Source organism: Bacillus sp. 5mfcol3.1, from assembly GCF_900114335.1.
Taxonomy (GTDB): Bacteria; Bacillota; Bacilli; order Bacillales; family Bacillaceae_G; genus Bacillus_A; species Bacillus_A thuringiensis_S.
In genome coordinates this window covers 897,845-923,477 of the sequence record NZ_FOST01000002.1, presented here as the reverse complement: position 1 = coordinate 923,477, position 25,633 = coordinate 897,845, and the positions used below count along the sequence as shown (strand labels likewise).

Here is a 25,633-nt window from a genome sequence, read left to right as displayed (position 1 = left end):
AAATACCCTAGTCATGTAAGACTAGGGTGCAAGGAAGAAGCCACCCTTTTCTGTCTCACAGGACTGAATTAAAAGGTTATTTTTATGAAGCAATCTGCTTAGATTGTTTTGTATGTTTTTCTTGTTTTGTTTCTGGTAGTAGTAGATTTAACAGTACACCTACAATTGCTGCAAGCGCCATTCCTTCGACTTGGAATGAATCCCCTACGTGAAGTACCGCTCCACCAATACCGATTACTAGTATTACTGATGCAATCATTAAGTTTCGTTTGTCACTTAAATCTGTTTTATCATCTACCATCATGCGTAATCCGCTTGATGCGATTACACCGAATAGTAAGATTGATACCCCGCCCATAACTGGTGTTGGGATCGAATGAATCAGTGCAGAAATCTTACCGATAAATCCGAACATGATTGCGAATACTGCTGAACCGATGAATAAGTATACACTGTATGCTCTCGTAATTGCTAGCACACCGATGTTTTCACCATACGTTGTATTCGGTGGCCCACCGATTAGTGATGCAATTAATGTTGCTACTCCGTCACCGAAGATCGAACGGTGTAAACCTGGTTTTTCAATTAAATCTCTTTTAATAACATTTCCAAGTACAATTTGATGTCCGATATGTTCTGATATTGTTACTAGTGCAACTGGTACCATCAAGAGTACAATCTTCCATGTAAACTCTGGTGTGTATGTTACAAATGGTACTGTGAAATCTGGTACAACAAACCATTTTGCCTCAGCTACCGGCTTTAAGTCTACTAGCCCTTGGAAGTAAGCGAAGATATATCCGCCGATAATGCCAAGTAACACTGGTATGATACTGAAAAATCCTCTTCCGAATATCGAGCAAATGATTGTAATTGCTAATGTTACTAATGCTACTGAAAAATGTGTAAAGCTGTATTTGCCATCCGCACCGTTCATCGCCATGTTAACCGCTGTATGTGCTAAAGCTAGACCGATTACCATTACTACTGGACCAACTACGATTGGTGGTAGTAGTTTCATAATCCACTCTGATCCTGATTTCTTAATTCCGAGTGAGATTAAGATGTACACAAGCCCTGCTAGTAAACCACCAAGCATTGCTGCTCCCGGCCCACCTGCCGTTTTCGCTGTTATAATCGGTGCGATAAAGGCGAATGATGATCCTAAATATGCTGGTACTTGACCTTTCGTTATAAGAAGAAACGCTAGCGTTCCTAATCCACTTGATATTAATGCTACTGATGGATTCAATCCTGTTAAAAACGGAACAAGCACTGTTGATCCAAACATCGCGAACAAATGTTGTATACTTAAAAATAACCATTTTCCCGGTTTCGGTACTTCATTAACGTCTAACACTGGCTTTTGTTCCATTGTTACATCCTCCTTCAGTTTAAATCTTTGCAATAAAAAAACTCTTTGTGCCTGTGCACAAAGAGTCCTATACTTTCGTATGCCAAATTTGACATATGAAAGCCAAGACCCTTTGGCAGCCTCACAGGACTACATTTAAAAGGGCTTTACTTATCGTATATGCTTACTCGATCTTGTTGATCTGTCTCTTGCAAATCAACTTCGATACGCTCTTCACTTGATGTTGGAATGTTCTTTCCTACATAATCAGCGCGAATTGGTAATTCACGATGACCTCTATCAACAAGAACCGCCAATTGAATTTGAGATGGTCTACCTAAATCCATAAGAGCATCCATTGCTGCTCGAACTGTTCTTCCTGTATATAATACGTCATCAACGAGGATAACTTTTTTCTTCGTAATATCTACAGGGATATCAGAACCTTTTACAAGTGGTTCTTTATTTTTGGATTGTAGTGTTAAATCATCACGATATAACGTAATGTCTAACTCTCCAACTTCCATTTCTTTTCCTTCAATTTGACCAATTCGTTCTGCCAAACGTTGTGCAATAAAAATTCCACGAGTTTTAATTCCGACAAGAACACAATTATCGACACCTTTATTTCGTTCCACGATTTCATGACTAATTCGTGTTAAAGCGCGGCGAATCATTTGGTCATCTAAAACGACAGCTTTCTCTTGCATGCTCTACACCTCCAAGCTTTTTTTCTTGCGTGAGAGTAATGGTATAAAAAAAGTCCTCTCAGCGTGTGCGAGAGGACTTTTGAAAAAAGGGTACAACATACCCTAAGTATTTCAAACCGTTACCTTCTCAACCTCACGGGGCTGTGTTAAAGGATCATTATTTAACTGTTGTCAGTATCTCAGTTTTCTTATGATTTGTCAATACTATTTTCGTAAAATATTTAATGCGTCTTCAAACACTTCTGGAATCGGTGCCTCAAACTGAATATATTCACCAGTACGAGGATGATCAAAGCCTAAAATACCCGCATGAAGTGCTTGTCCATTCATATCTAACGTTTTCTTCGGACCATACTTCGGATCTCCTGCAAGTGGATAGCCAATATATTTCATATGAACACGAATTTGGTGCGTACGTCCCGTTTCTAAGCGACATTCTACAAGTGTAAAGTCTTTAAAACGTTCTAACACTTGGAAGTGTGTAACAGCGTTCTTACCATTTTCATCAACTGTCATACTTTGACGCTCTTTCTTATCACGACCAATTGGTGCATCGATAGTTCCCTTATCATGCGGAATCACACCGTGTACAATCGCTTTGTAACGTCTCGTTACTGTTTTGGCTACAAGCTGATTTACAAGCGATTCATGTGCCATATCATTTTTAGCAACCATTAATAGTCCAGATGTATCTTTATCAATACGATGCACGATACCTGGACGCATTACACCGTTAATGCCTGATAAGTCTGTACAATGGTGCATAAGGCCGTTTACAAGTGTACCACTTGTATGCCCTGGTGCTGGATGTACAACCATGCCACGTGGCTTATTTACAACAAGCACATCTGCATCTTCATAATAAATTTCTAAATTTAAATCCTCTGGTTGAATATCTAGCGCTTCTGGCTCAGGAATCGTTACTGTAATTTCATCTTCTTCTTTTACTTTATAATTCACTTTTACTGCTTTCCCGTTCACTGTCACAACATCATCTTTAATCCATTGCTGTACTTGTGAACGTGACCATTCGTTATTTATCCCTGTAACGAATTTATCAATTCGCTCGTTTTTTTGCTCTGCTGCAACTGTTACTTGTACTACTTCACTCATTCAATTACTCCTTCGCTTTCTTGCCTTCTAATAATGTTTGAATAATAATTAATACAACACCAATACATAATGCTGAATCAGCTATATTGAATACTGGATAGTTGTACGAGAAAATATACACGTGAATGAAATCCACTACTTCTTGTCTAAATACACGATCAATAAAGTTACCAATTGCCCCGCCCAAAATTAGACCTAACGAAATACCTAGAAGCTTGTCTGTTTTCGCATACTTTTTCATATAAAATACGATAAACACTACAAAAACAACTGTAATAATGTAGAAGAACCACATTTTATTTTCTAAAATACCCCAAGCAGCGCCTCTATTTCGATGTGATGTTATGTATAATACATTGTCGATAATCGGAATACTCGTACCCAATTCCATGTTCTTTACAATTAACCACTTCGATATTTGATCGATAGCAATGACAAATAACGCTATTACATAATATATCATTTTCATTTCCCCCACAAAGACAGTGTACCTCAAAATTTTAGCATAGCTGCTACCTTTTCACAATGAACCTTTATAGAAGAATAAAATAAATTAAAAAAAGGTAATATAATATCGTTGTGCGTATTCATACATTTACCTTTTCATAGAAGAATTCATGAATCGTACGAGCAGTCGGCATTGTCTTCATTTGCTTTGTCGAAATTAATCTCCCCGTCTCTTCACAAATACCGTACATGTCTATTTCCATTTTAAATAATGCGCGTTCTACATCCTTTAAATCCTCTTTTATATCATGTAATAGCAATTTTTTCTTTATCTCTTCCTTAATTTCATATCCAAGCTCTTGGCTGAACTCGACATCATATTTGTGCATTACTTCTTTAGCTAGTCTCTCTTGCAACTCTTTTCTCATCAATTGCAATTCTTCTTTTATTTCCATGTAAATTTCATTCACGTGTACATTCCTCCTAGCTGTAATGTACAGTTAGTGTGTCCGAAATTTATTTGCTTACCTCACACACATTTTTCCTTCACAGGAAAGAGTCTGAAAAGTTTTTTTGATATGCCATCAACAAAAAAACTGACTGCATGAATAGCAGTCAGTTTTTTATTATTTTACATAGTTTTCTTTAACAACTGTTGCACAACGCTCACATAATGTTTCATGTTCAGCATCTTTACCAATTGTTTCTGAAACTACCCAACAACGTTCACATGTTTCACCAGTTGCTTGAGCAACAACAACCGCTGTATGTTCATACTTCGGTGCATCTGCTGGCGCTTCATCCATCATACCACCAAGTTTATACTCAGAAACGATGAATAATTGCTTTAAGTCTTCGCTAATAGACTCTAACATGGCTTTCATTTCTGCAGTTGGATATAGCGTAATGCTTGCATTTAATGACTTACCGATTACTTTTTCATTACGAGCTACTTCTAGTGCTTTTAACACGTCATCACGTAATGTCATAAATGCATCCCATTTTGTTTTTAACGCTTCCGCGTCATCTAATTGTACAGCTTCTGGCATATCAGTTAATTGTACACTTTCTTCTGTTACGCCTGGAATGTATGGCCATACTTCATCAGCTGTATGCGGTAAGATTGGTGTTACAAGTTTTGTTAACGCAACAAGAACATCATATAATACAGTTTGAATTGCACGACGATCTTCGTGATTTGCACCTTCAATGTATAAAATGTCTTTTGCAAAGTCTAAGTAGAATGAACTTAAATCAATTGTACAGAAGTTATGAATTGCATGATACACAGCAGCGAAGTCGTATGTCTCATATGCTTCTTTAACTTTTGTAATTAAGTCATTTAATTTCACTAACATGTAACGATCTACTTCACGAAGTTCAGCTACAGCTACTGCATTTTCACTTGGCTTAAAGTCGTCTAAGTTTCCTAATAAGAAACGGAATGTGTTACGGATTTTACGATACACTTCTGCTACTTGTTTTAAAATATCATCTGAAATACGTACGTCAGATTGATAGTCAACAGAAGATACCCATAAGCGTAAAATGTCTCCGCCTAATTGATCCATAATTTTCTTCGGTACGACGATGTTTCCAATCGACTTACTCATTTTACGTCCTTCACCATCTAGTACGAAACCGTGACTTAATACGCCTTTATATGGAGCTTTACCTGTTACAGCAACTGCTGTTGATAATGAAGAGTTAAACCAACCACGATACTGGTCAGATCCTTCTAAATATAAATCAGCTGGACGCTGTAAATCTTCGCGCTCTTCTAATACCGCTTGGTGAGAAGAACCTGAATCGAACCATACATCCATGATGTCTGTTTCTTTACGGAATTCGCCATTTGGGCTACCCGGATGTGTAAATCCTTCTGGTAATAGACCTTTCGCTTCACGCTCGAACCATACGTTAGAACCGTGTTCACGGAATAAATCTGCTACATGGTTAATTGTTTCATCCGTAATAATTGGATCACCATTCTCAGCATAGAATACCGGAATTGGCACACCCCATGCACGCTGACGAGAAATACACCAGTCACCACGGTCACGAACCATATTATGAAGACGAGTTTCTCCCCATGCTGGTACCCATTTCGTTTCCGCTACAGCTTCTATTAATTCTTTACGGAATGCTTCAATAGATGCAAACCACTGTGCTGTCGCACGGAAAATAATTGGTTTTTTCGTTCTCCAATCATGTGGGTATGAATGTGTAATGAATGTTAGTTTCAGTAACGCGCCTACTTCTTCTAGTTTTTCTGTAATTGGCTTGTTAGCTTTATCATAGAATAAGCCTTCAAATCCAGGTGCTTCATTTGTTAATACACCTTTATCATCGACTGGGCAAAGTACTTCTAATCCATACTTTTTACCAACAACGAAGTCATCTTCCCCGTGTCCTGGTGCTGTATGAACACAACCTGTACCTGCATCTGTTGTTACGTGATCTCCTAGCATAACTAATGAATCACGATCGTAGAATGGATGTTTTGCAACTGTGTACTCAAGTTCGCTACCTTTTACTGTTTTCACAACTTCAGCATTTTCCCACTCTAACGTTTTTGCAACTGTCTCAAACAGCTCAGAAGCAATGATATATTTCTCATCATTTACTTTTACAATACTATATTCAAGCTCTGGGTGAACAGAAATACCTAAGTTAGCAGGTAATGTCCAAGGTGTTGTTGTCCAAATGATGTACTTTTCATCACCTTCTAATACATTCTTTCCATCTTTTACAGGGAATGCTACGTAAATAGATGCTGATTTTTTATCTTGATATTCAATTTCAGCTTCTGCTAAAGCAGATTCACTCGTTGGAGACCAGTAAACTGGTTTTTGACCTTTATAGATATAACCTTTTTTCGCCATGTCACCAAACACTTTAATTTGTTGTGCTTCATAAGCTGGCTCTAAAGTAATATATGGATTATCCCAATCTGCACGTACACCTAAACGCTTAAATTGTTCACGTTGACGTTCTACTTGTTCATATGCATACTCTGCACATAACTTACGGAACTCAGCAACTGTCATTTCTTTACGCTTTACGCCTTTATTTGTTAAAGCTTGTTCAATTGGTAAACCGTGCGTATCCCATCCTGGAACATATGGCGCACTAAAACCAGTCATTGATTTATAACGAACAATAAAGTCTTTTAATACTTTATTTAATGCATGTCCCATATGAATGTCACCATTCGCATATGGAGGTCCATCATGCAATACAAATAAAGGACGACCTTTTGTATGTTCTTGTACTTTTTCGTAAATATTCATTTCAGCCCATTTTTCTTGCATTGCAGGCTCACGTTTTGGTAAGTTCCCACGCATTGGGAACTCTGTTTTCGGCATCAGTAATGTATTTTTGTACTCCATGCTCAATTCCTCCTTACATGTATAAAAGAAATACTTAAAAAACGGAATAAAAAAGAGACTTTCTCATCCCAAAAAGGGACGAGAAAGTCTCCCGCGGTACCACCCTAGTAGATCATATACATATGTATAGAATCCTCTTTATATTCTTAACGCGAATACACGCCTACGCTTACTCTATTTGTTCAGCGCGGAACTCCAGGGTGATATTCCCACTATCTCCTTATCCTGAGCTTACACCATCCTCAGTTCGCTATATAAGGTTTGAAAAGGTACTTATCCCTATCTTCGTTTTTCTTAATAAATATGTTGTTTAAAATTATATGTAATAATGAGAAAAACGTCAAGCTTACACTGTTTCTTCTTTTTTCAACAGTTCATCTACTTCGTCTTCTAACTCAATTAGTTTATCCCAATCATCGTTGTTTAACATTTCAAGCTGTGTTTCTAATAACATACGGAAACGAGTTCGGAATACTTTCGCTTGTTTCTTTAGCTCTTCAATATCAAAAGCAACTTTTCTTGATTTTACTAATGCTTCGTTAATAATACGATCAGCATTCTTTTCAGCTTCACGCACAATTAATTTCGCTTCTTTTTGCGCATTACGTTTTACTTCTTCCGCTGCTTCTTGCGCAACAACGATAGATTTGTTTAACGTATCTTCAATATTAGAGAAATGATCTAACTTCCCTTCTAACTGCGCAACTTTTTCTTCTAAAGCTTTTTTCTCACGAATGACCAATTCATAATCTTTGATAATTTGATCAAGAAACTCATTTACTTGATCTTCATCATAGCCACGGAATCCGCGACCAAATTCTTTGTTATGAATATCTAATGGTGTTAACGGCACAACGCCACCTCCAAGTAGTTATCTAAATTTCCTCTTTCAATTATATCTTTTCTTCGACAAAATAGGAGGATTTCCTTCTAAAAAACCAATCATTTTAGTATACCATACAAAATTCTCCATTTGTCGCGTTTTGTTCTACCTTCTACAGAAAATAATTTACTTCGGCCATATCCTCTAACAGAAAAAACGTCTCCTGGATAACATTCATAAGAAGTTTGCTCCACTGTTTTCCAATTGACTTTTACTAAACCATTTTTTATGAAAGGTTGTACTTTCTGTCTAGATAAATGTAACATTTCAGCTAACATAACATCTAAACGAAGTGAAGAAACCGTTCCAGATTTCTCCCCCCACGTTTCATGTATTTGTAGAATTTGTTCTCCTTGCACTGCTGATAAGGAGACTTTTACTTTTCCTATTGCTTGTAAGTTCATCTCAATGTACGATACGATTTCTTTCGCAACTACAATTTGGGCACGATTTTCTTGCAGCAAAATATCACCACATTTTTCTCTCGTTAAACCAAGAGACATAAATGTACCTAATATTTGCCTATGTTCTAGCGTATAAAACTTGGAAGGATAGTCAATTTCTAATACTTCTACTTGAAATTCTTCTTCATTTAATTCTAGATAGTCTGGATAAATGAGTGCTCTTTTACGCTCTGCATTAGGCGTTGCACCACCAAATTGCACAGCGACATCTCCTTGTCCAATTACCATAGAAACAATTTGTTGCTGTCTTGGATCAAGGAAATCTGTTAATTTCACTTGATGGTACTCCGCTGTTCGCTTCCACTCCAGCACTTTATCTACAAAGACCTCTTCATCAGGCCTAAAATGTTCGTAAATGCTCATGTATTTAACCTCTTACTATAAGAAATAGCTGAACAAACTGAACAAACCACTTTTAGCAAGTTTTAACGCAAAAATCGCAACGAGTGGAGAAATATCAATCATACCAAGCGGCGGAATAAATCTGCGGAATGGTTCTAAATACGGTTCACAAATTCGCGCCAAGAACTCTCCAAAAGATGATTCCTTTGCACCAGGAAACCATGATAGGAGAATGTAAATAATCAGTGCCCACGAGTAAATCTCGATAGCAGAACTTAACACCATTAAAACTGTTGTCATGGCGTATTACCACCTCTTTATATTTGTTTCTTCTTCTTCACCGAATAACTCTGAAATTGCACCAACAATATCAACATTTTCAGGTGTACACATAAATGTTTTTGGTCCTATTTTTTGAATGTCCCCGCCTATAGCGTATACAGTACCACTTAAAAAGTCAACGATACGTACCGCTTGATCAGTAGACATTCTCTGCAAATTAATTACAACAGCTCGTCTACCTTTTAAGTGGTCCGCAATCCCTTGTGCTTCCGAATATGTGCGTGGTTCTAATAAAACAACTTTTGAAGATTGTTTTGCTGTTTCAATACTCACAACATTTTGCTTCGGTTGCGCTTTTGGAAACGTAACATCTTGTTGTTCTGGTGGATCTTGCTGCTTTTTCATGTCTGTTTGCTCCTTTTCATAACCATATTGAGCTGCTTCTTTTTCTTCCGGTGTATCAAAAAAGAAGTATTTTACTTTTGACCAACTCATAATAAGATTCTCCTTCCTTTTACGCTTTTCCTACTAAAATCGTTCCCAAACGAATATATGTAGCCCCTTCTTCAATTGCAATCGTGTAATCGTTGGACATTCCCATTGATAATTCTTTACATGGCGCATGTAATAACTCTAGCTCCTGCACCTTTGTTTGCAACATACGTAATTCCTTAAAACAGCGTCTGATTTCTTCCTCTTCTTCTGTAAATGGAGCCATCGTCATTAGTCCAACCACTTCAATTTTATCGAATTCTTGCAAACTTTGAATAAAAGAAACAACCTCTTCTATTGCTAATCCTTGCTTCGATTCTTCAGATGAGGTTTTCACTTGAATAAAGCATTTCACTTTCTTATCAGCACGTTTCTGAATTTCTTTCGCCAGGGAAAGACGATCTAACGAATGTAAATAATCAATTTCATTAATGATTTCTTTTACTTTTCTCGTTTGTAATGAGCCAATAAAGTGCCAATTAACTTTTGAACCGAAATGCTCATATTTCTGTAAGAAACCTTCATTTCTATTTTCACCTAAATCGATAATTCCAGTTTCAATTACTTCGTTTGTTTTTTCAATCCCTACAGTTTTTGTCACTGCAACAAGTTTAATATCTTGCAACGAACGTCCAGCTCTAACGCAAGATTCTTTAATAGCTTCGTTTACAATTACTAAATTTTCTTGTACTGTCACTTGCTTCCTTCCTCCTTAAAACCTATGAAACTCAACATTCTTCCTGTCTTACCTTGATCACGACGATGAGAGAAAAATAGTTGCTCTTCACAGCTTGTACAAAGAGATGACATTACAATATGCTCTTCTTTTATGCCTGCTTGTACACATAATATACGATTAATTTCTTTTAAATTAATTGCGTACTGCCCGTCAGAAATTTTTTGATGAGGAACAGCACCGTTAATTACTTTCTGTGCTGCTGTTAATACACGATCATCCACAACATAACAACAAGATCCAATCGACGGTCCAATTGCAACATGAATTTCATCACTTGAAATACCTTCTGCATTCCACTTTTGAATCATTTCCTTTGCAATCTCTTGTACAGTGCCTTTCCATCCAGCATGCGCAAGTCCTATCATACCATGTGATGGTGCATAAAAATAGAGCGGAACACAATCCGCGTAACAAGACGTTAACAGAACATCTTCATTACTCGTATAAATGCCATCTGTTTTTGAAATGCCGTCCTCATATAAATAAACGCCACTTCCTTTTTCCTGTTGCCCTACTTTTTCAACATGATGATCATGAACTTGTTCAGAGCAAATCCAGTTTTCTAATGGTTTTTGTAACTTATTTGCTAAAATGCGTCTGTTTTCATGAACGTTCTCCACGATATCATTCACATGTAATCCTAAATTCATCGCATGAAAGGAGCCCGTACTTATCCCACCATCTTTTGTCGTAAATCCAGCAGTAATGTTTCCAAGTTCTTTCCACGCTTGTAAATACAGTATACCGTCCACATATTTAAATGGTTCTCTCATAATAAAGCGGCTCCTTTTAATTAAAATAACAGAAAAAAGCATGGTACTTCCTGTCTATTTTACCATACTTTTATTTTTTCATAATCCTAACAGAAAAAAAAGAGGAATTTGTAATATTCTTTATGAAATTGTCGGTGTTTGTATTGATTCTGTTACAGTATTAACAGGATCTACTCTTACAAGTATGACATCCTCCCCAATTTTCACAATTTCCTTCCAAGGAATTACAATCTCAACATCTTTTCCAAAAATACCTAGCATACGTGTCTGTTTGGAAATAATAACAGAACAAACTTGCCCTGTGTTCATATCAATTTCAATATCTCCAATATTCCCAATCCTTTTTCCATCTGAAATATTTATAACATCCTTCATCTGTAACTCTGAAATTCGTATCACCATTTTTACCCTCTCCCTTATATGACGAATTGGAAGCTGTTTCTCATATTTACAGGAAGCCACCTATACGAAACACCATGCTAGTTTCATTATATGAACACTAATCCCCTACTATGAGCACAAACCATATTACATATAAAAAGGTCTCACCATAATTGGTGAGACCTTATCCTTGAATCGTTTTATTCATTTGTTTAATGGCTGACTTCTCTAAACGTGATACTTGAGCTTGGGAAATCCCAATTTCTTCTGCAACTTCCATCTGTGTCTTTCCTTGGAAGAAACGTTTTCTAATAATCATTTTCTCTCGATCATTTAAACGCTTCATTCCTTCTTTCAATGCTAGTTCTTCAACCCACTGCTCGTCCTTTTGTTTTTCATCACTTAACTGATCCATAACAAAGATAGGATCTCCTCCATCATTATAAATCGGTTCAAATAATGAAACTGGATCTTGAATTGCATCTAAAGCAAATACTATCTCTTCATGAGTTACTTCTAGCACTTTTGCAATATCCATTGCTGTTGGTTCTTTTGAATTTTCTGCAATTAACTTCTCTCTTACTTGCAAAGCTTTATACGCAATATCTCGCAATGAGCGCGATACGCGAATCGGATTATTATCACGCAAATATCTGCGTATTTCCCCAATAATCATCGGCACAGCATACGTTGAAAATTTTACATTTTGGCCTAAATCAAAATTATCAATTGATTTCATAAGTCCGATGCAACCAACTTGGAATAAATCGTCAACATATTCTCCTCTGTTATTAAATCTTTGGATGACGCTCAGTACAAGACGTAAGTTTCCATTCACTAATTTTTCTCTTGCGCTTATCTCTCCACTTTGCATTTCACGAAATAATTTACGCATCTCTTCATTTTTTAATACTGGAAGTTTAGCTGTATCAACACCGCAAATTTCTACTTTGTTTCTCGTCAAAGTGTTCCCTCCTATCGGGAGTTGCTGTACAGTGTAAAGTATTTCCTTTGAAGGGGATTTTATGCATATGGTTTTTTCACGATTTTTCATTTAAATTATCTTTCCTAATACAACTAAATAGAATAAGACCAGCCTACATAACGGCTGGTCCTATTCTTCACACCATTTTATTAAATTCTTTTCGTAATCTTTTTATAATTCTTTTTTCTAAACGCGAAATGTATGACTGTGAAATCCCAAGCATATCCGCCACATCTTTTTGCGTCTTTTCCTCTCCTCCAGCAAGCCCAAACCGAAGTTCCATAATTTGTTTTTCACGATCATTTAATTGGTGTAATGCTTTCATTAAAAGGTGACGATCTACAGTAGCTTCTAAATCTTTTGTAATAATATCATCATCTGTACCTAACACGTCAGACAACAATAGTTCATTCCCATCCCAATCAATGTTTAGCGGTTCATCAAAAGAAACTTCCGAACGATTTTTGTTATTCCGACGTAAATGCATTAAAATTTCATTTTCTATACAACGCGATGCATATGTTGCTAATTTTATTTTCTTTTCTGGATTAAATGTATTTACCGCTTTAATAAGGCCGATTGTTCCTATACTAATTAAATCTTCAATATTTATCCCTGTATTTTCAAACTTTCTTGCTATATATACAACGAGCCTTAAGTTGCGTTCAATAAGTAATGACCTTGCTGCCTGATCTCCTTTTGGCAATTTATTCAAAAGAACTTCCTCTTCTTCTTTCGTTAACGGTGGTGGCAACGCTTCACTTCCACCAATATAATAAATTTCATCGGTCTTAATTCCTAATTTCAGCAATACTTTATACCAAAGGTATACTAAATAAAATTTTAATTTCATCATATTATCCCGCCTCTCATTATTAAGCGATCACCATTTTTTGTGAAATCAACATTTTTGGATGCACAATACATTGATACTCCCCATTAGTAGACAGTTGTTGTGTATTTAATCCAATTAATACTTTGTTTACAACAATAGAACTACCTTCATGATCAACTTGCACACTGTCAGGCTTAATTGCCCACAAAAATTGACTTTCTACTCCTACTGCACGGAAAGGAATTAAACGTAATTTTGTCGCCCAACCAGAATCATTTTCTGGTATTTGAGGAATTTCTGTTTTGGAATAAATTTGTTCTGTTAACCAAGATGGTAAGCAATGTTCTAATGATGAAACATGCATAATCATAACGGGTGTTTTTGTTAATGGGTCGTAAAGTTGGTTCCCACTGTCAATAAGACCTGCCAGTTCTAGTTCTTCTTCCGCTAATTGAATTTTTACTTTCACAATTTGGTCATAGTGTATTTTCGTGACCTCTACGCTTTCAATACGCTTTTTAGAAAAATAATAAATTACCGGAAAACCAAAAATAACAAATAACCAACTAATTGGATCGCCGTAAGAAATTGACTGAGATTGAACCAATCCATTTACCATTTCATTCGTTTGCAAAAAGAAATGAGTTCCAATTAATCCTCCGCCAACCATAAAGGTTACAAAGTAAAAAGTAAAAACAGTTTGTGCATAATTTCTAAATGTTGTAAACCCAAATGCTGTATACACAATAAGTAACGAGTACAGTAGTTTCATAATTGGATGTGTCATCATAGAAGCAAAAGGAGTAAAGGCAAAAATAACAATAGTTGAACCTATAAATGCCCCTAACACAAGCCTCCATCTTTTGATCTTCTTTTTTAACACGGTAGCTGTTAATAAAAGCAAAAGAAAATCAATGCAGGCGTTTAACAACCAAACAACGTCGGCGTAAACAACCAAACAATTCACCTCTTTTTTCAAGTTGAGACTAGTATAATGCATATCCAATAGGAAAGTGTGTCAATTTGCGGAGGTGTTTTTTTGTTATTTTGTGATTTCTAGACATAATCTGTCGGTAAAAAATAAAAGTACAAATTCATAGAATGATATACTCTTATTTTCACCAACAAAATATATTGAAATATACGAAATAAAAAAAGACCTGCTTAGCAGGTCTTTTCCATTTAAAAAACAAAAAAGGAGCATGAAAGCTCCTTTTTTTATCGTCTACGACGGTTACGTAAAAATGCTGGAATATCGATATCATCTGAATCTGAATGACGCTCATGTACAACTGGCTCTTCACGCTTCATTTCACGTTTTACTTCACGTTGTTTTGAAGGTTGAGCTACTGGTTGTTGCTGTTGTTGCGTGTGGTTCGCATTCGGACGAATAATTGGTTTTGGTGGTTGAGTTGCAATGCTATCATCAAAACCAGTTGCAATTACAGTTACAACGATATCATCTTTTAATCCTTCGTTAATAACAGAACCGAAGATCATATTTACTTCTGGATCTGAAGCTGAAGCTACGATATCTGCCGCTTCTTGTACTTCATATAAGCTTAAGTTAGCGCCACCCGTAATGTTCATGATAACACCTTGAGCTCCATCAATAGATGTTTCTAGTAATGGACTAGAAATCGCTTTTTTCGCAGCTTCTGCAGCACGATTTTCCCCGTTACCAGAACCAATACCCATTAAAGCAGAACCTCTATTAGACATAATTGTCTTTACGTCTGCAAAGTCTAAGTTAATTAAACCTGGCGTTGCAATTAAATCCGAAATACCTTGAACACCTTGACGTAATACGTTATCAGCTTCACGGAATGCTTCTAACATTGGCGTATTTTTATCAACAATCTCTAATAAGCGATCGTTTGGAATTACAATAAGAGTATCTACATTTTCTTTAAATGCTGCAATACCAGATGCTGCTTGCGTCGCACGCTTACGTCCTTCAAAAGTAAATGGACGTGTTACAACACCAACTGTTAAAGCACCTAATTCTTTTGCAACTTGAGCAACAACTGGAGCTGCACCAGTTCCAGTTCCACCGCCCATACCGGCAGTTACGAAGACCATATCCGCACCACGAAGTGCTTCTTGGATCTGTTCTTTACTTTCTTCTGCAGCTTTTTTCCCTACTTCAGGGTTTGCGCCTGCACCAAGTCCACGCGTTAATTTTCCACCAATTTGCATTTTCGTTTCAGCTTTTGATAGATTTAATGCTTGTGCATCAGTGTTCACAGCGATAAAGTCTACACCTTGTACACCGTGTTCAATCATACGGTTTACAGCATTGTTTCCGCCACCGCCGACACCGATAACTTTTATATTCGCTAATTGATCTTGAGTAGTATCAAACTCTAACATGTCGAAATCCCCCTAGAACCTCATTTTTCGTGTCCAATTTTAATCCCATAAATAACGGAATACACGTTTTACTTTTGACATCATGCGGTCATCATTTTGATTATTATTGTTTTGATTACGAGTTTTTTGTTTTGCAGGTTGCTGTTGTACCGGCGTTGGTGCTGGTGCTGGTACTGGTTCAAAATGCTCTTGCTTTTCCTGCACATTTTTCCCACGTAATTTAGCTTTTTGATAAGAATGTTTAATTAATCCAACTCCACTTGTATATTGGGGCTCACGCACACCAATATAATCAGGAGTTGCTACACGAACATTTTCATGTAAAATATCATATGCAAGGTCAAGAACACCTGGCATAGAAGCAATTCCACCAGTTAGTACATAACCAGAAGCCACTTGCTTTACTCCTAACTTACGCACTTCATCTTGAACAAACATTAAAATTTCCTCTACACGAGCCTCTATTATATCCGATAATTCCAACTGAGAATATTGTTCTGTTTGATCACTTCCCATAATAGGAACCGTAAACATCTCTTCTTCAGATGCTGTATCATAAAAAGCATGTCCATATTTCAACTTAATTTGATCTGCATTTTCTGTTGAAGTTTTCAACCCAATCGCAATATCCTTCGTTATATGGTCTCCACCTAATGGTAATACGCTCGTCGCTTGTAACTCTCCATCTTTAAAAATAGATAAAGTTGTAGATCCTCCCCCCATATCAACAAGGGCTACTCCTCTATTTTTTTCATCTGAAGATATAGCAACTGTTGCAGCCGCTAAAGGTTGAAGACAAATATCAACAATTTCAAGACCTGCTTTTTCTACACAACGAAGTAGGTTATGTAGTAAAGTTCTCGAGCCTGTAATAAGTGTACCTTCCATTTCTAATCTTACACCGATCATCCCGCGTGGATCGTTAATCTCGTCAAGACCGTCTACGATGAACTGTCGAGGTACCACATCAATAAACTCACGCTCTGGAGCAATTGACACAACTTGTGCTGCATCTAGAACGCGTAAGACATCTTCATTCCCGATTTCACGATCTTCATTTGAAACAGCGACTACTCCGTGACAAGGAAGTAGCTGTACCTGGTTTGCATTGACACCTACTACAACTTGCTCAATGTGGATTCCCACCATGCGCTCAGCTTGTTCAATTGCTTTTTTAATTGATCGAACAGTCTCGTCTATATCAACTATCGATCCCTTCTTTAAACCATTTGATTTTACATTTCCAACACCAATAATGTTTAAGCTGTCATTAACCATTTCACCAATGATGACTTTAACATTGGATGTACCGATGTCAAGACTAACATATATTTCATTGCTGTTCATTCTTTGGCACCTCCTTCTTTATTTATACCATACAACTCAATATATGGAACAACAATCGCAACTTTACTATTTATAAGAAAAATATTCAACGTCTTTATACGTTTCCCTTTTTTAACCCTATATTTTTCTTATTTTTATTTAGCATTCAATTAAGAATATCGCAGTAAACTATGAATAACTGCTTATCTTGAAATAATTCTATTTCGAGTGTAAAGTTTACCGCCAAGTATAAGTCTACACTAAGATGTACTCATAGAAAAGTGAAACTTGTACCAATACTAGTATGAATCTAAGAATTTTTACATATTTTTCATCAAATGAACCATTCTTCTAAATTCGTATACATATAATAGAACATTCGTTTTGTTTTTTCTGCTATAATCAACGAAAACTACCATTCTATTCTTTTTTTTCTTCCGCACCTAATTCTTTCGTATATGCACCTACTTCTAAGTCAATTAATACCTTCTTACCTGGCTCAATTGTTTTTAAAATAAGCGGATAGGCTTCCATACGTTTTGCAAAATTTTGAATCGTAGTGCTCACTTCATAACCTTCATTCATATATAAAGTAAGATGATCTTCATTCGCATTCGTTGGTGAATAGCGAATCTCCGAAATAGATTTTAAAATAGCTGGTGTTAATTTTTCTAGTTCAGCGATTAACTCCTTCATTTTCTCTTCTTTAAAAGGTTCGAAAATCGGTGCTGCAACAGGAAGTTTTCCATTAGGTAGTACATCAAGCGTTTTTCCATTTTCTAATAACGGTTGTAATTTTCCCTCTTTATTTATATAACCAATCGTTAAATATTCTTCGATATGAATATCAATCTTGTTTGGAAAACGTTTTTTTACATTTACTGCTTTAATTTCTTTTCGCTTCGTTAAGTTTTCTTCAGCTTTATGTGCTGTCACTCGGAAATAACTTGTATCATATGTCACGCCTGAATCCTTCATTACTTGCTCATCCGTCATATAGTGATTTCCAAACACACTAATCTTTTTTATATTACTAAGCGGAGACCGAAAATAAATTAAAAAGAGCACTAATAAAAATAAAATTGATATGTATAAAATCAATCGATGATTAACATTTTTTTTGTTTTTTTTCTTTTGATTTTTCAATTTTGGTACACGATCTTGTAGTTTAATCACTTTACTATTATTCATGTACGATCCCCCTATGTAACATAAAGAACGGCATGTTCCTCATGCCGTTCTTATCTTCTTATTATAACATAAATGATAATGAGCGGAACGAATAACCGTTATCTTCCAATGATTTCTACTTCTGTATGCATATCTACATCAAATTTATCCTTAATTGTATGTTTTATTAATTCAATTAAGGACAATACATCTTGCGCTGAAGCTCCCCCGGTATTAACAATAAAATTGCCATGCATTTCAGAAATTTGAGCTCCACCAATCCTATAACCACGAAGCCCTGCTTTTTCTACTAAATCTCCTGCAAAATGTGGGATTGGATTCCGAAATACACTTCCTGCACACGGGTGATTCCATGGTTGCGTTTCACGGCGGTAATCTTTATTATTTTGCATGCTACGTACAATTTCTTCACGTTTTCCCGCCTGTAATTGAAACTCCGCCTCTAAAACAATACCAGGACGTTTCGTTTGCAATACAGATGCCCGATAAGAAAACTCCAGTTCTTTATTCATTAACCAGTCAATTGTACCGTCTTCAAACAGAATGAGAGCCTTCGATAATACACTCGATATATCCGATTTATGTGCACCTGCATTCATATATACTGCACCACCGACACTTCCTGGAATACCGCTTGCAAACTCCAATCCAGCTAACCCTTGACGACTAAGTAAAGTTGACAATTTAATAAGAGGATATCCACTACCAACTCTTACCTTATGTTTTTCGACCTCTAAGTGATCTAATCCTTCTCCTAAACGAATAACAACACCTTCTATGCCTTGATCAGATACAAGAAGGTTTGAACCGCGCCCAATTACAGTCCACTTCGTTTTGTATTGCTTTACTAACTGTAATGTTTTTTCAATACCGGCTACATGCTTTGGCACAATTAAAATATCCGCTGGTCCACCTATTTTCATAGTTGTATAACGTGCTAACGACTCGTTAACTAAAACATGACCAACGTCTGCTTCTATAAGCTCATTTACTAATTGTTCCATAGACAATCTCCCCCATATTAAGTCTCCTTATGACAATAATATGCAGGGCGTTCACCTAACGTTATCCCTCTATTTACGGGCAGTACAGCTCCTAAATCAAAATTCGGCGGTAACAAAGAAGTTAGGCGAGAATCGGGATGCCAGTAAACATCCGATTAGTGAAAGGTAATAATCAACGAGAAAGAATCACTCCCCACCGATTAAAGCCTCACTTTATTTTTTTACAAGCTTATTCATTACTTCATACAGCTTATTTGCTGCATCTGGAATACCTAGTTGCTTAGCAGCTAGCTTCATATTTTGTAATGTTTGTGCATCCAATAAAATCTCATCAATATCACGAATAAGCGTTTCAGCTGTTAAATCTTTTTCAAGTAACATTTTTGCCGCTCCTTTATCAACAACTGAACGTGCATTCTTTTCCTGATGATTATTTGTTACGTACGGACTCGGTATTAACACACTTGGTTTTCCTAACGCTGTTAATTCTGCAAGTGTTGTTGCCCCAGCCCTTGAAACAACAAGGTCTACACCAGTTAGTACCTCTGGCATATTATGAATGAACGGCTTAATAATAACATTGTTCGGGTTCCCTTTTTGCTTCACGGCTTCCATCACTTTGTCATAATGTACTTCACCTGTTACATATAGTATTTCGTAGCTTTTGTTCCCAAACTGTTCAATTGCTTCAACGAAGGCATCGTTAATCGGTCTAGCTCCACGACTTCCACCAAATATAAGTACAGACTTTTTAGGAAGAGAAAGCCCAACTGAACGTTTCCCTTTCATTCCATTTTGATCCATTACCTCTGATGCTCGCGGATTACCTGTCATTATCACTTTTGACTCTGGAAAATGCTCTGTAGCTGCTTCAAAACAAACAGCAACTTTATCAACATAACGACTTAAAAATTTGTTCGTTACACCTGGTACACTATTTTGTTCATGTACAATAGTTGGAATACCTAATTTGGCTGCAGCGTATACAACTGGTCCACATACATATCCACCCGTTCCAATTACGATATCCGGATTAAAACGACGAATATATCGTTTACTATCCTGTACACCTTTTAGAAAACGCATTACTGTTTTCACATTATCTAATGATATTTTTCGTTTAAATCCACTTATAACAATAGACTGAAATGGTATACCTGCTTTTGGAACGATTGTACTCTCTAGTCCATTTTCCGTACCAATATATAAAAATCTTGCTTCTGGATTTAACTTTTTTATTTCTCTAATTAAAGCAAGAGCTGGATAAATATGACCACCAGTACCCCCACCACTAACTAATACACGCACTACTAACTCCTCCGCTTCTCTTTTCTTATTTCCATTATATTTATTTCTATATACATATTGCATTTTTACACACATACGAAAAACCCTGTCTTATAAACAGGGTTTAGTAGCGAGAATGGCGACTTATATTTAATAATACACCTACTGCCATTAACATTAATGTCAAACTTGATCCACCATAACTTAAAAACGGCAAGGTAATACCCGTAACAGGCATCAGTCCTGTTACAACACCAACATTAATCATTACTTGAATCGCAATCATCGCCACAATACCTACTGCTAAAAACGTACCATATAAATCTGGCGCTCCTAATGCGATACGAATCCCGCGCCATAATAATAGACTAAATAATAATAACACAAATGAACCACCAATAAAACCTAATTCCTCGGATAAGATCGCAAATATAAAGTCAGTTTGTGGTTCAGGTAAATAAAGAAATTTTTGTCTACTTTGTCCAAGTCCAAGCCCAAATAATCCACCAGGTCCAATTGCGAGTAATGATTGGATAATTTGAAATCCACTTCCAAGCGGATCTGACCACGGATCTAAATATGATGTAATGCGTTTCATTCGATACGGTGCTGATGCAATTAATCCTACAAATCCCGCTACACCAATCAAACCAAACATTGCAAAGTGAAAGACCCTCGCTCCCGAAATAAATATCATAATGATACATGTCCCAACCATTACCGTTCCTGTCCCAAGGTCTGGCTGTAACATAATCATCCCAAAAGCAAGAAACACAAAACTAAGAGCCGGTAATAAACCACGTTTAAAAGATGTGATCAATTTTTGCCGTTCCGCTAAAAACTTCGCCAAGAAAATAATCATCGCAAACTTCATAAATTCTGATGGTTGAATCGAAAATGCTCCGATCCCAATCCAACTTCGTGCTCCTCCTCGAACAAGACCTACTCCAGGAATAAGAACGAGAATAAGAAGAATGAAGCAAACTAGCAAAATTACTTTTGAATACGTACGCCACACCCAATAATCAATTTTCATAATAAAAAACATAGCTACTACACCAAGACCCGCAAACAGTAATTGTCTTTTTGCAAAAAAGAATGAGTCCCCCATTTTATAAGAGGCCCAAACTGCACTCGCACTATAAACCATAATCATTCCGATTGTCAACAATGAAAGTGTTACGATGATGAGCATAAAATCAGGCGTTTTCTTCATTACCCACAAACACCACCTCTTTAGGCAGAACCTTTTGCCCTATGTAACAAAACATCAGTAGGTGTTAGCCTACTGATGTTTTGATTTACTTTATATAAGTTTATGCACAGCTTGTATAAAAATGTCTCCTCTTTCTTCAAATGTTTTAAATTGATCCCAGCTTGCACACGCTGGAGAAAGAAGAACAACATCACCTTCTTTAGAATGAGCATAAGCTTTCACCACTGCTTCATCTAAAGTATCGACACTTTCAATTATATCTAATCCCGCTTTTTCTGCCGCTCTTACTAGTTTGGGAGCTGTTTGTCCAAATGTTACAATCGCTTTTACATTTTTGAAATACGGAATTAAATCATCGAATTCATTTCCGCGGTCAAGCCCACCTGCTAGTAACACAATCGGTTGTGTAAACGCAGATAGTGCTTTCTCAGTCGCTAACATATTCGTTGCTTTTGAGTCATTATAAAACTTACGGTTGTTAATCGTTGTTACATATTCTAAACGATGTTTTACACCCGTAAAACGTTTTAACACGACCGTAATTGCTTCATTAGAAGTACCTAATAATTTCGCAATACTCATCGCAGCTAAAATATTTTCTAGATTATGTTGACCAGGTAAAACGATATCGCTTACTTCAACAACTTTTTCACCTTTGAAATAAAGAGCGTTATCTTTTATACACGCGCCATCTTCAATTTCTTTCGTTGTCGAAAACAAGATTTTTTGACCTTTAGTATCCGCAGATAAAGCCATCACATCTGCATCATCCGCGTTTATTACACTATAATCGTTTTCTGTTTGGTTTTTAAAAACATTTGCTTTTGCTAAACCATATTCCTTCTTCGTCCCATGATAATCTAAGTGGGCTTCAAATAAGTTTAAGAACGCTGCAATTTTAGGCTGGAACGATTCTACTCCCATCAATTGGAACGATGAAAGTTCTGTAACTACAACTTCATTTTCTTTTGCATCCTGTGCTACTTCACAAGCTACAGTTCCTATATTCCCTGCAATAACAGGATGCTTTTGTCCTTCTTTTAACATTTCAAATGTCAGCATTGTTGTCGTCGTTTTACCATTAGATCCTGTAATTCCAACAAATGGCGCTTTTGAAATACGATATGCTAATTCAACTTCCGTAACAATTGGAATTTGCTTTTCTTTCGCAGCAACTAATATTGGATTAGAATACGGGATTCCTGGATTTTTAACGACAAGAGAAATATTTCTCTCTAATAATTCTAAAGGATGGCCACCGCATACAACGTCCATTCCTTTTGCTTGTAATTCTGCAGCAAGTACATTGTCAGCTAAAGGCTTTCCGTCATTTACAATGACATTCGCCCCTAACTTTTGTAACAATGTAGCTGCTGCATAACCACTTTTTGCAATGCCTAATACAAGAATATTCTTATTTTGAAATTCAGTTACAGTTTTCAATTACATCCACACCCCGATATAAATTCCTAACACAGCTAATAAAAATCCTGCAGACCAAAACGTCACAACAACACGCCACTCTGACCAACCACATAATTCATAATGATGGTGTAATGGACTCATTTTAAAGACACGTTTTCCTGTTGTTTTAAATGAAATGACCTGAATAATAACCGATAAAGTTTCCATGACGAATACTCCGCCAATAATTACAAGTAGCAATTCTTGTTTTAATAAAATCGCTACAGCTGCAATGGCTCCACCTAAAGCTAATGAACCTGTATCTCCCATAAACACTTTTGCTGGATTCGCATTGAATACTAAAAATCCAAGTACAGCTCCTACCACTGCCATACAGAATATCGCTACTCCAAATTGCTCTTGTGCCACAGCAATAATACTAAATGCTCCAAATGCAATAGCAGCTGTTCCTGATAATAAACCATCTAAACCGTCAGTTAAGTTAACTGCATTTGATCCACCAATAAGCATAAATAGTACAAGTACAAAATACGCCCAACCTAATTCAAACTTAACATCCGTTCCCGGAATCATAATGTATGTGTGGAACGCTTGCCCTTTTCCAATTAAAAAGAATGCAATAGCAATAACAAGCTGCCCTACTAATTTTTGTTTTGATGTTAAACCAAGATTTCTCTTCTTAACTACCTTTATGTAGTCATCTAAAAATCCGATTAATCCGTAACCAAACGTCACTAATAGTAATAACGAAACCTCTGCACCTAAATAATTAAACTTAATCGCCATAATAAGTGAAGTTACCATCATAGATACGTATATGACGATACCACCCATTGTCGGTGTCCCTGATTTTTTTTGATGTGACTTTGGTCCCTCATCACGAATACTCTGTCCGAACTTTAATTTTCTTAAAAATGGAATAAACAATGGCGAAAGGGCAACAGAAATTAAGAATGCTACCCCAGCCGTTACTAATAAACCTTGCTCAAGCACATGTAGTCCTCCTCTCACGTTGTTACTCTTCGTTGTTTAAACGCCCTGTAATTGCTTCTTTCGCAACTTCTCGATCATCAAAATGATGAACTTCTTTACCAATAATTTGATACGTTTCATGACCCTTACCAGCAATAATAATGATATCATCTGCTTTTACTTTAGTGATTGCATGGTGTATCGCTTCTTTTCTATCAATAATCACTTCATAATTATTTCCACTTGCACCATGTACCATATCATCTAAAATAGCCGCTGGATCTTCACTTCTTGGATTATCTGATGTGTAAATTGCATGAGTTGCATATTTTGTTGCAACACTTGCCATTATCGGTCTCTTCGTTCGGTCCCTATCGCCACCACAACCAACGATACAATACACATCACCTTTTGCGAATTGTTTTGCAGTTTTTAATACATTTTCTAAACTATCCGGCGTATGTGCGTAATCAACAATAACTGTATAATTTTGTCCTCCATCAACAACTTCAAAACGCCCTGGAACCCCAGCTAGTTCCTTTATAACAGCAATGATTGTTTCTAATTTCACACCCGAAACAAGTCCTGCTGCTGTTGCTGCAAGTACGTTATACACATTAAATTTACCTATTAATTTCATCGTAACATTTACACTTTCATACGGTGTGACAAGGGTAAATGTAGTTCCGCCACTCGTCATAACGATATTTTTTGCCATAATGTCACTTGTTGTATCAATACCATATGTTACAACAGTTGCTGCAGTACTTCTCATATACTCTTCTGTTACATTATCATCGCTATTCAGCACAGCGTACTTTTCACGATTATGATTATAACTATTGCCAAGCTGTGCAAATAGTAACCCTTTTGCATGTTTATATTCTTCCATCGTTTTATGATAGTCTAAATGATCTTGTGTTAAGTTCGTAAACACCGCTACATCGTAATCACATCCGTGTACACGACCAAGATCTAACGCATGTGACGAAACTTCCATTACCGTGCTGTCCACACCTTGTTCAACCATTTTTGAAAACGTCTGTTGAAGTGTTAGTGCATCTGGTGTTGTATTTTTCACCTCAAATGTTTCATCACCGATTTTCATATTAATCGTTCCAATTAGCCCTGTTTTATGACCATGTGCTCGCATAATCTCATCCATAATATGCGATGTTGTTGTCTTTCCATTTGTACCTGTAATTCCGATTAAATGTAACTTGTGTGTCGGTTGACCATAAAAATAATCAGCTAAAACCGCTAACGAACGAAAAGTATTTTTCACAAGTACAACTGGAACGTCAACATCAATTGGTCTTTCCGCAACAATAGCAGCCGCTCCTTGTGCCGCTGCTTGCTTAGCAAAATCATGGCTATCAACCGTATATCCTTTCATACATACAAATAAGCTTCCTTCTTTCACTTTACGTGAATCAGCTTCTATAGATGTGATTTCTGGATTTTCTTTTGGAACAACTGGAAAATCATGCAAACATGATAAAAGTGTATGCAACTTCATTTCACTAAACCCTCTCTACATTGTTTATTTATCTTTTTTTCAGTAAGCAACACATTACCTCCTATATAAGGAGGTAAGTGCTACTGGCCTATTTATGACTGAGATACTTATTGTCTCAAGTTAAGTAA

General features: G+C 36.5%; 25 protein-coding genes and 1 other annotated feature. All 25 genes read right to left on the bottom strand.

Translation table 11 applies throughout. From position 1 onward, the window contains the following. Nucleotides 1-82: 82 nt before the first annotated feature. The 25 genes from uraA to murE all read right to left on the bottom strand — a co-directional run bounded on the left by uraA (nt 83) and on the right by murE (nt 25,505). Nucleotides 83-1,375 carry a uracil permease gene (uraA, locus tag BM089_RS14295; protein ID WP_139213262.1) on the bottom strand — a complete coding sequence of 431 codons (1,293 nt, stop codon included), beginning with the start codon at nt 1,373-1,375 and terminating at the stop codon, nt 83-85. A 146-nt stretch (nt 1,376-1,521) separates the two neighbouring features. Next, a complete protein-coding gene (pyrR, locus tag BM089_RS14290) occupies nt 1,522-2,064 on the bottom strand; it encodes a bifunctional pyrimidine operon transcriptional regulator/uracil phosphoribosyltransferase (RefSeq protein ID WP_001156491.1) in 543 nt (180 codons plus the stop codon). Nucleotides 2,065-2,268: 204 nt separating this feature from the next. After that, a complete protein-coding gene (locus tag BM089_RS14285) occupies nt 2,269-3,177 on the bottom strand; it encodes an RluA family pseudouridine synthase (protein WP_000005832.1) in 909 nt (302 codons plus the stop codon). Between the two features lie 4 nt (nt 3,178-3,181). Beyond that, nucleotides 3,182-3,640 (bottom strand): lipoprotein signal peptidase LspA, encoded by a 459-nt coding sequence (gene lspA, locus BM089_RS14280; protein ID WP_000642180.1) that lies wholly within the window; start codon nt 3,638-3,640, stop codon nt 3,182-3,184. Between the two features lie 124 nt (nt 3,641-3,764). Beyond that, nucleotides 3,765-4,094: a TraR/DksA C4-type zinc finger protein gene (locus tag BM089_RS14275; RefSeq protein WP_001002956.1), complete on the bottom strand. Its 330-nt coding sequence runs from the start codon at nt 4,092-4,094 to the stop codon at nt 3,765-3,767. A 156-nt stretch (nt 4,095-4,250) separates the two neighbouring features. Further along, the gene (ileS2, locus tag BM089_RS14270) at nt 4,251-7,016 is read right to left on the bottom strand and encodes an isoleucine--tRNA ligase (RefSeq protein WP_090977178.1); all 2,766 of its coding nucleotides are present in this window, start codon (nt 7,014-7,016) and stop codon (nt 4,251-4,253) included. 71 nt (nt 7,017-7,087) lie between these two features. Then, nucleotides 7,088-7,311, bottom strand: a binding site (T-box leader). A gap of 51 nt (nt 7,312-7,362) precedes the next feature. After that, the gene (divIVA, locus tag BM089_RS14265) at nt 7,363-7,869 is read right to left on the bottom strand and encodes a septum site-determining protein DivIVA (protein ID WP_001131611.1); all 507 of its coding nucleotides are present in this window, start codon (nt 7,867-7,869) and stop codon (nt 7,363-7,365) included. An 89-nt stretch (nt 7,870-7,958) separates the two neighbouring features. Beyond that, entirely contained in the window at nt 7,959-8,726 is a 768-nt protein-coding gene (locus BM089_RS14260; RefSeq protein ID WP_000029713.1) for a YlmH family RNA-binding protein, read from the bottom strand. 15 nt (nt 8,727-8,741) lie between these two features. Further along, entirely contained in the window at nt 8,742-9,005 is a 264-nt protein-coding gene (locus BM089_RS14255; protein WP_000214324.1) for a YggT family protein, read from the bottom strand. Nucleotides 9,006-9,011: 6 nt separating this feature from the next. Next, nucleotides 9,012-9,482 (bottom strand): cell division protein SepF, encoded by a 471-nt coding sequence (locus BM089_RS14250; protein WP_000119129.1) that lies wholly within the window; start codon nt 9,480-9,482, stop codon nt 9,012-9,014. Nucleotides 9,483-9,501: 19 nt separating this feature from the next. Then, nucleotides 9,502-10,176, bottom strand: a complete 675-nt coding sequence (locus BM089_RS14245) for a YggS family pyridoxal phosphate-dependent enzyme (RefSeq protein WP_000218011.1) — start codon at nt 10,174-10,176, stop codon at nt 9,502-9,504. Beyond that, nucleotides 10,173-10,991, bottom strand: coding sequence for a peptidoglycan editing factor PgeF (gene pgeF / locus BM089_RS14240; protein ID WP_090977176.1), 819 nt, complete (start codon nt 10,989-10,991; stop codon nt 10,173-10,175). The genes BM089_RS14245 and pgeF overlap by 4 nt, the downstream gene beginning before the upstream one ends. A 120-nt stretch (nt 10,992-11,111) precedes the next feature. After that, nucleotides 11,112-11,393, bottom strand: a complete 282-nt coding sequence (locus BM089_RS14235; protein ID WP_000236749.1) for a YlmC/YmxH family sporulation protein — start codon at nt 11,391-11,393, stop codon at nt 11,112-11,114. A 163-nt stretch (nt 11,394-11,556) separates the two neighbouring features. Further along, on the bottom strand, nt 11,557-12,336 hold the full coding sequence (sigG, locus tag BM089_RS14230) for an RNA polymerase sporulation sigma factor SigG (RefSeq protein WP_000197755.1): 780 nt from the start codon (nt 12,334-12,336) through the stop codon (nt 11,557-11,559). Nucleotides 12,337-12,493: 157 nt separating this feature from the next. Then, nucleotides 12,494-13,213 (bottom strand): RNA polymerase sporulation sigma factor SigE, encoded by a 720-nt coding sequence (gene sigE / locus BM089_RS14225; protein WP_000976948.1) that lies wholly within the window; start codon nt 13,211-13,213, stop codon nt 12,494-12,496. A gap of 19 nt (nt 13,214-13,232) precedes the next feature. Continuing rightward, complete coding sequence (gene spoIIGA, locus BM089_RS14220) at nt 13,233-14,150, bottom strand: sigma-E processing peptidase SpoIIGA (protein ID WP_000261975.1); 918 nt, start codon at nt 14,148-14,150, stop codon at nt 13,233-13,235. A gap of 260 nt (nt 14,151-14,410) precedes the next feature. After that, complete coding sequence (ftsZ, locus tag BM089_RS14215) at nt 14,411-15,565, bottom strand: cell division protein FtsZ (RefSeq protein WP_000888984.1); 1,155 nt, start codon at nt 15,563-15,565, stop codon at nt 14,411-14,413. Between the two features lie 39 nt (nt 15,566-15,604). Beyond that, on the bottom strand, nt 15,605-16,912 hold the full coding sequence (ftsA, locus tag BM089_RS14210) for a cell division protein FtsA (protein ID WP_001087557.1): 1,308 nt from the start codon (nt 16,910-16,912) through the stop codon (nt 15,605-15,607). Between the two features lie 399 nt (nt 16,913-17,311). Then, entirely contained in the window at nt 17,312-18,082 is a 771-nt protein-coding gene (divIB, locus tag BM089_RS14205; RefSeq protein ID WP_001065789.1) for a cell division protein DivIB, read from the bottom strand. 98 nt (nt 18,083-18,180) lie between these two features. Continuing rightward, nucleotides 18,181-19,086, bottom strand: coding sequence for a UDP-N-acetylmuramate dehydrogenase (murB, locus tag BM089_RS14200; protein ID WP_090977174.1), 906 nt, complete (start codon nt 19,084-19,086; stop codon nt 18,181-18,183). A gap of 213 nt (nt 19,087-19,299) precedes the next feature. Then, nucleotides 19,300-20,394 (bottom strand): undecaprenyldiphospho-muramoylpentapeptide beta-N-acetylglucosaminyltransferase, encoded by a 1,095-nt coding sequence (murG, locus tag BM089_RS14195; protein WP_090977634.1) that lies wholly within the window; start codon nt 20,392-20,394, stop codon nt 19,300-19,302. A gap of 103 nt (nt 20,395-20,497) precedes the next feature. Further along, nucleotides 20,498-21,589, bottom strand: coding sequence for a stage V sporulation protein E (spoVE, locus tag BM089_RS14190; RefSeq protein ID WP_000753524.1), 1,092 nt, complete (start codon nt 21,587-21,589; stop codon nt 20,498-20,500). 90 nt (nt 21,590-21,679) lie between these two features. Then, nucleotides 21,680-23,032 carry a UDP-N-acetylmuramoyl-L-alanine--D-glutamate ligase gene (gene murD / locus BM089_RS14185; RefSeq protein WP_000860103.1) on the bottom strand — a complete coding sequence of 451 codons (1,353 nt, stop codon included), beginning with the start codon at nt 23,030-23,032 and terminating at the stop codon, nt 21,680-21,682. Further along, nucleotides 23,033-24,007 carry a phospho-N-acetylmuramoyl-pentapeptide-transferase gene (gene mraY, locus BM089_RS14180; RefSeq protein WP_000893060.1) on the bottom strand — a complete coding sequence of 325 codons (975 nt, stop codon included), beginning with the start codon at nt 24,005-24,007 and terminating at the stop codon, nt 23,033-23,035. Nucleotides 24,008-24,029: 22 nt separating this feature from the next. Beyond that, nucleotides 24,030-25,505: a UDP-N-acetylmuramoyl-L-alanyl-D-glutamate--2,6-diaminopimelate ligase gene (murE, locus tag BM089_RS14175; RefSeq protein WP_000766289.1), complete on the bottom strand. Its 1,476-nt coding sequence runs from the start codon at nt 25,503-25,505 to the stop codon at nt 24,030-24,032. Nucleotides 25,506-25,633: the final 128 nt, after the last annotated feature.

Excerpts from the sequence above, each read along its gene's own strand:
- uraA (WP_139213262.1), bottom strand. The coding sequence starts at position 1,375 with ATGGAACAAAAGCCAGTGTTAGACGTTAATGAAGTACCGAAACCGGGA.
- pyrR (WP_001156491.1), bottom strand. The coding sequence starts at position 2,064 with ATGCAAGAGAAAGCTGTCGTTTTAGATGACCAAATGATTCGCCGCGCT.
- BM089_RS14285 (WP_000005832.1), bottom strand. The coding sequence starts at position 3,177 with ATGAGTGAAGTAGTACAAGTAACAGTTGCAGCAGAGCAAAAAAACGAG.
- lspA (WP_000642180.1), bottom strand. The coding sequence starts at position 3,640 with ATGATATATTATGTAATAGCGTTATTTGTCATTGCTATCGATCAAATA.
- ileS2 (WP_090977178.1), bottom strand. The coding sequence starts at position 7,016 with ATGGAGTACAAAAATACATTACTGATGCCGAAAACAGAGTTCCCAATG.
- BM089_RS14260 (WP_000029713.1), bottom strand. The coding sequence starts at position 8,726 with ATGAGCATTTACGAACATTTTAGGCCTGATGAAGAGGTCTTTGTAGAT.
- BM089_RS14255 (WP_000214324.1), bottom strand. The coding sequence starts at position 9,005 with ATGACAACAGTTTTAATGGTGTTAAGTTCTGCTATCGAGATTTACTCG.
- BM089_RS14250 (WP_000119129.1), bottom strand. The coding sequence starts at position 9,482 with ATGAGTTGGTCAAAAGTAAAATACTTCTTTTTTGATACACCGGAAGAA.
- pgeF (WP_090977176.1), bottom strand. The coding sequence starts at position 10,991 with ATGAGAGAACCATTTAAATATGTGGACGGTATACTGTATTTACAAGCG.
- BM089_RS14235 (WP_000236749.1), bottom strand. The coding sequence starts at position 11,393 with ATGGTGATACGAATTTCAGAGTTACAGATGAAGGATGTTATAAATATT.
- sigE (WP_000976948.1), bottom strand. The coding sequence starts at position 13,213 with ATGATGAAATTAAAATTTTATTTAGTATACCTTTGGTATAAAGTATTG.
- ftsZ (WP_000888984.1), bottom strand. The coding sequence starts at position 15,565 with ATGTTAGAGTTTGATACTACTCAAGATCAATTAGCGAATATAAAAGTT.
- ftsA (WP_001087557.1), bottom strand. The coding sequence starts at position 16,912 with ATGAACAGCAATGAAATATATGTTAGTCTTGACATCGGTACATCCAAT.
- divIB (WP_001065789.1), bottom strand. The coding sequence starts at position 18,082 with ATGAATAATAGTAAAGTGATTAAACTACAAGATCGTGTACCAAAATTG.
- murB (WP_090977174.1), bottom strand. The coding sequence starts at position 19,086 with ATGGAACAATTAGTAAATGAGCTTATAGAAGCAGACGTTGGTCATGTT.
- spoVE (WP_000753524.1), bottom strand. The coding sequence starts at position 21,589 with ATGAAGAAAACGCCTGATTTTATGCTCATCATCGTAACACTTTCATTG.
- murE (WP_000766289.1), bottom strand. The coding sequence starts at position 25,505 with ATGAAGTTGCATACACTTTTATCATGTTTGCATGATTTTCCAGTTGTT.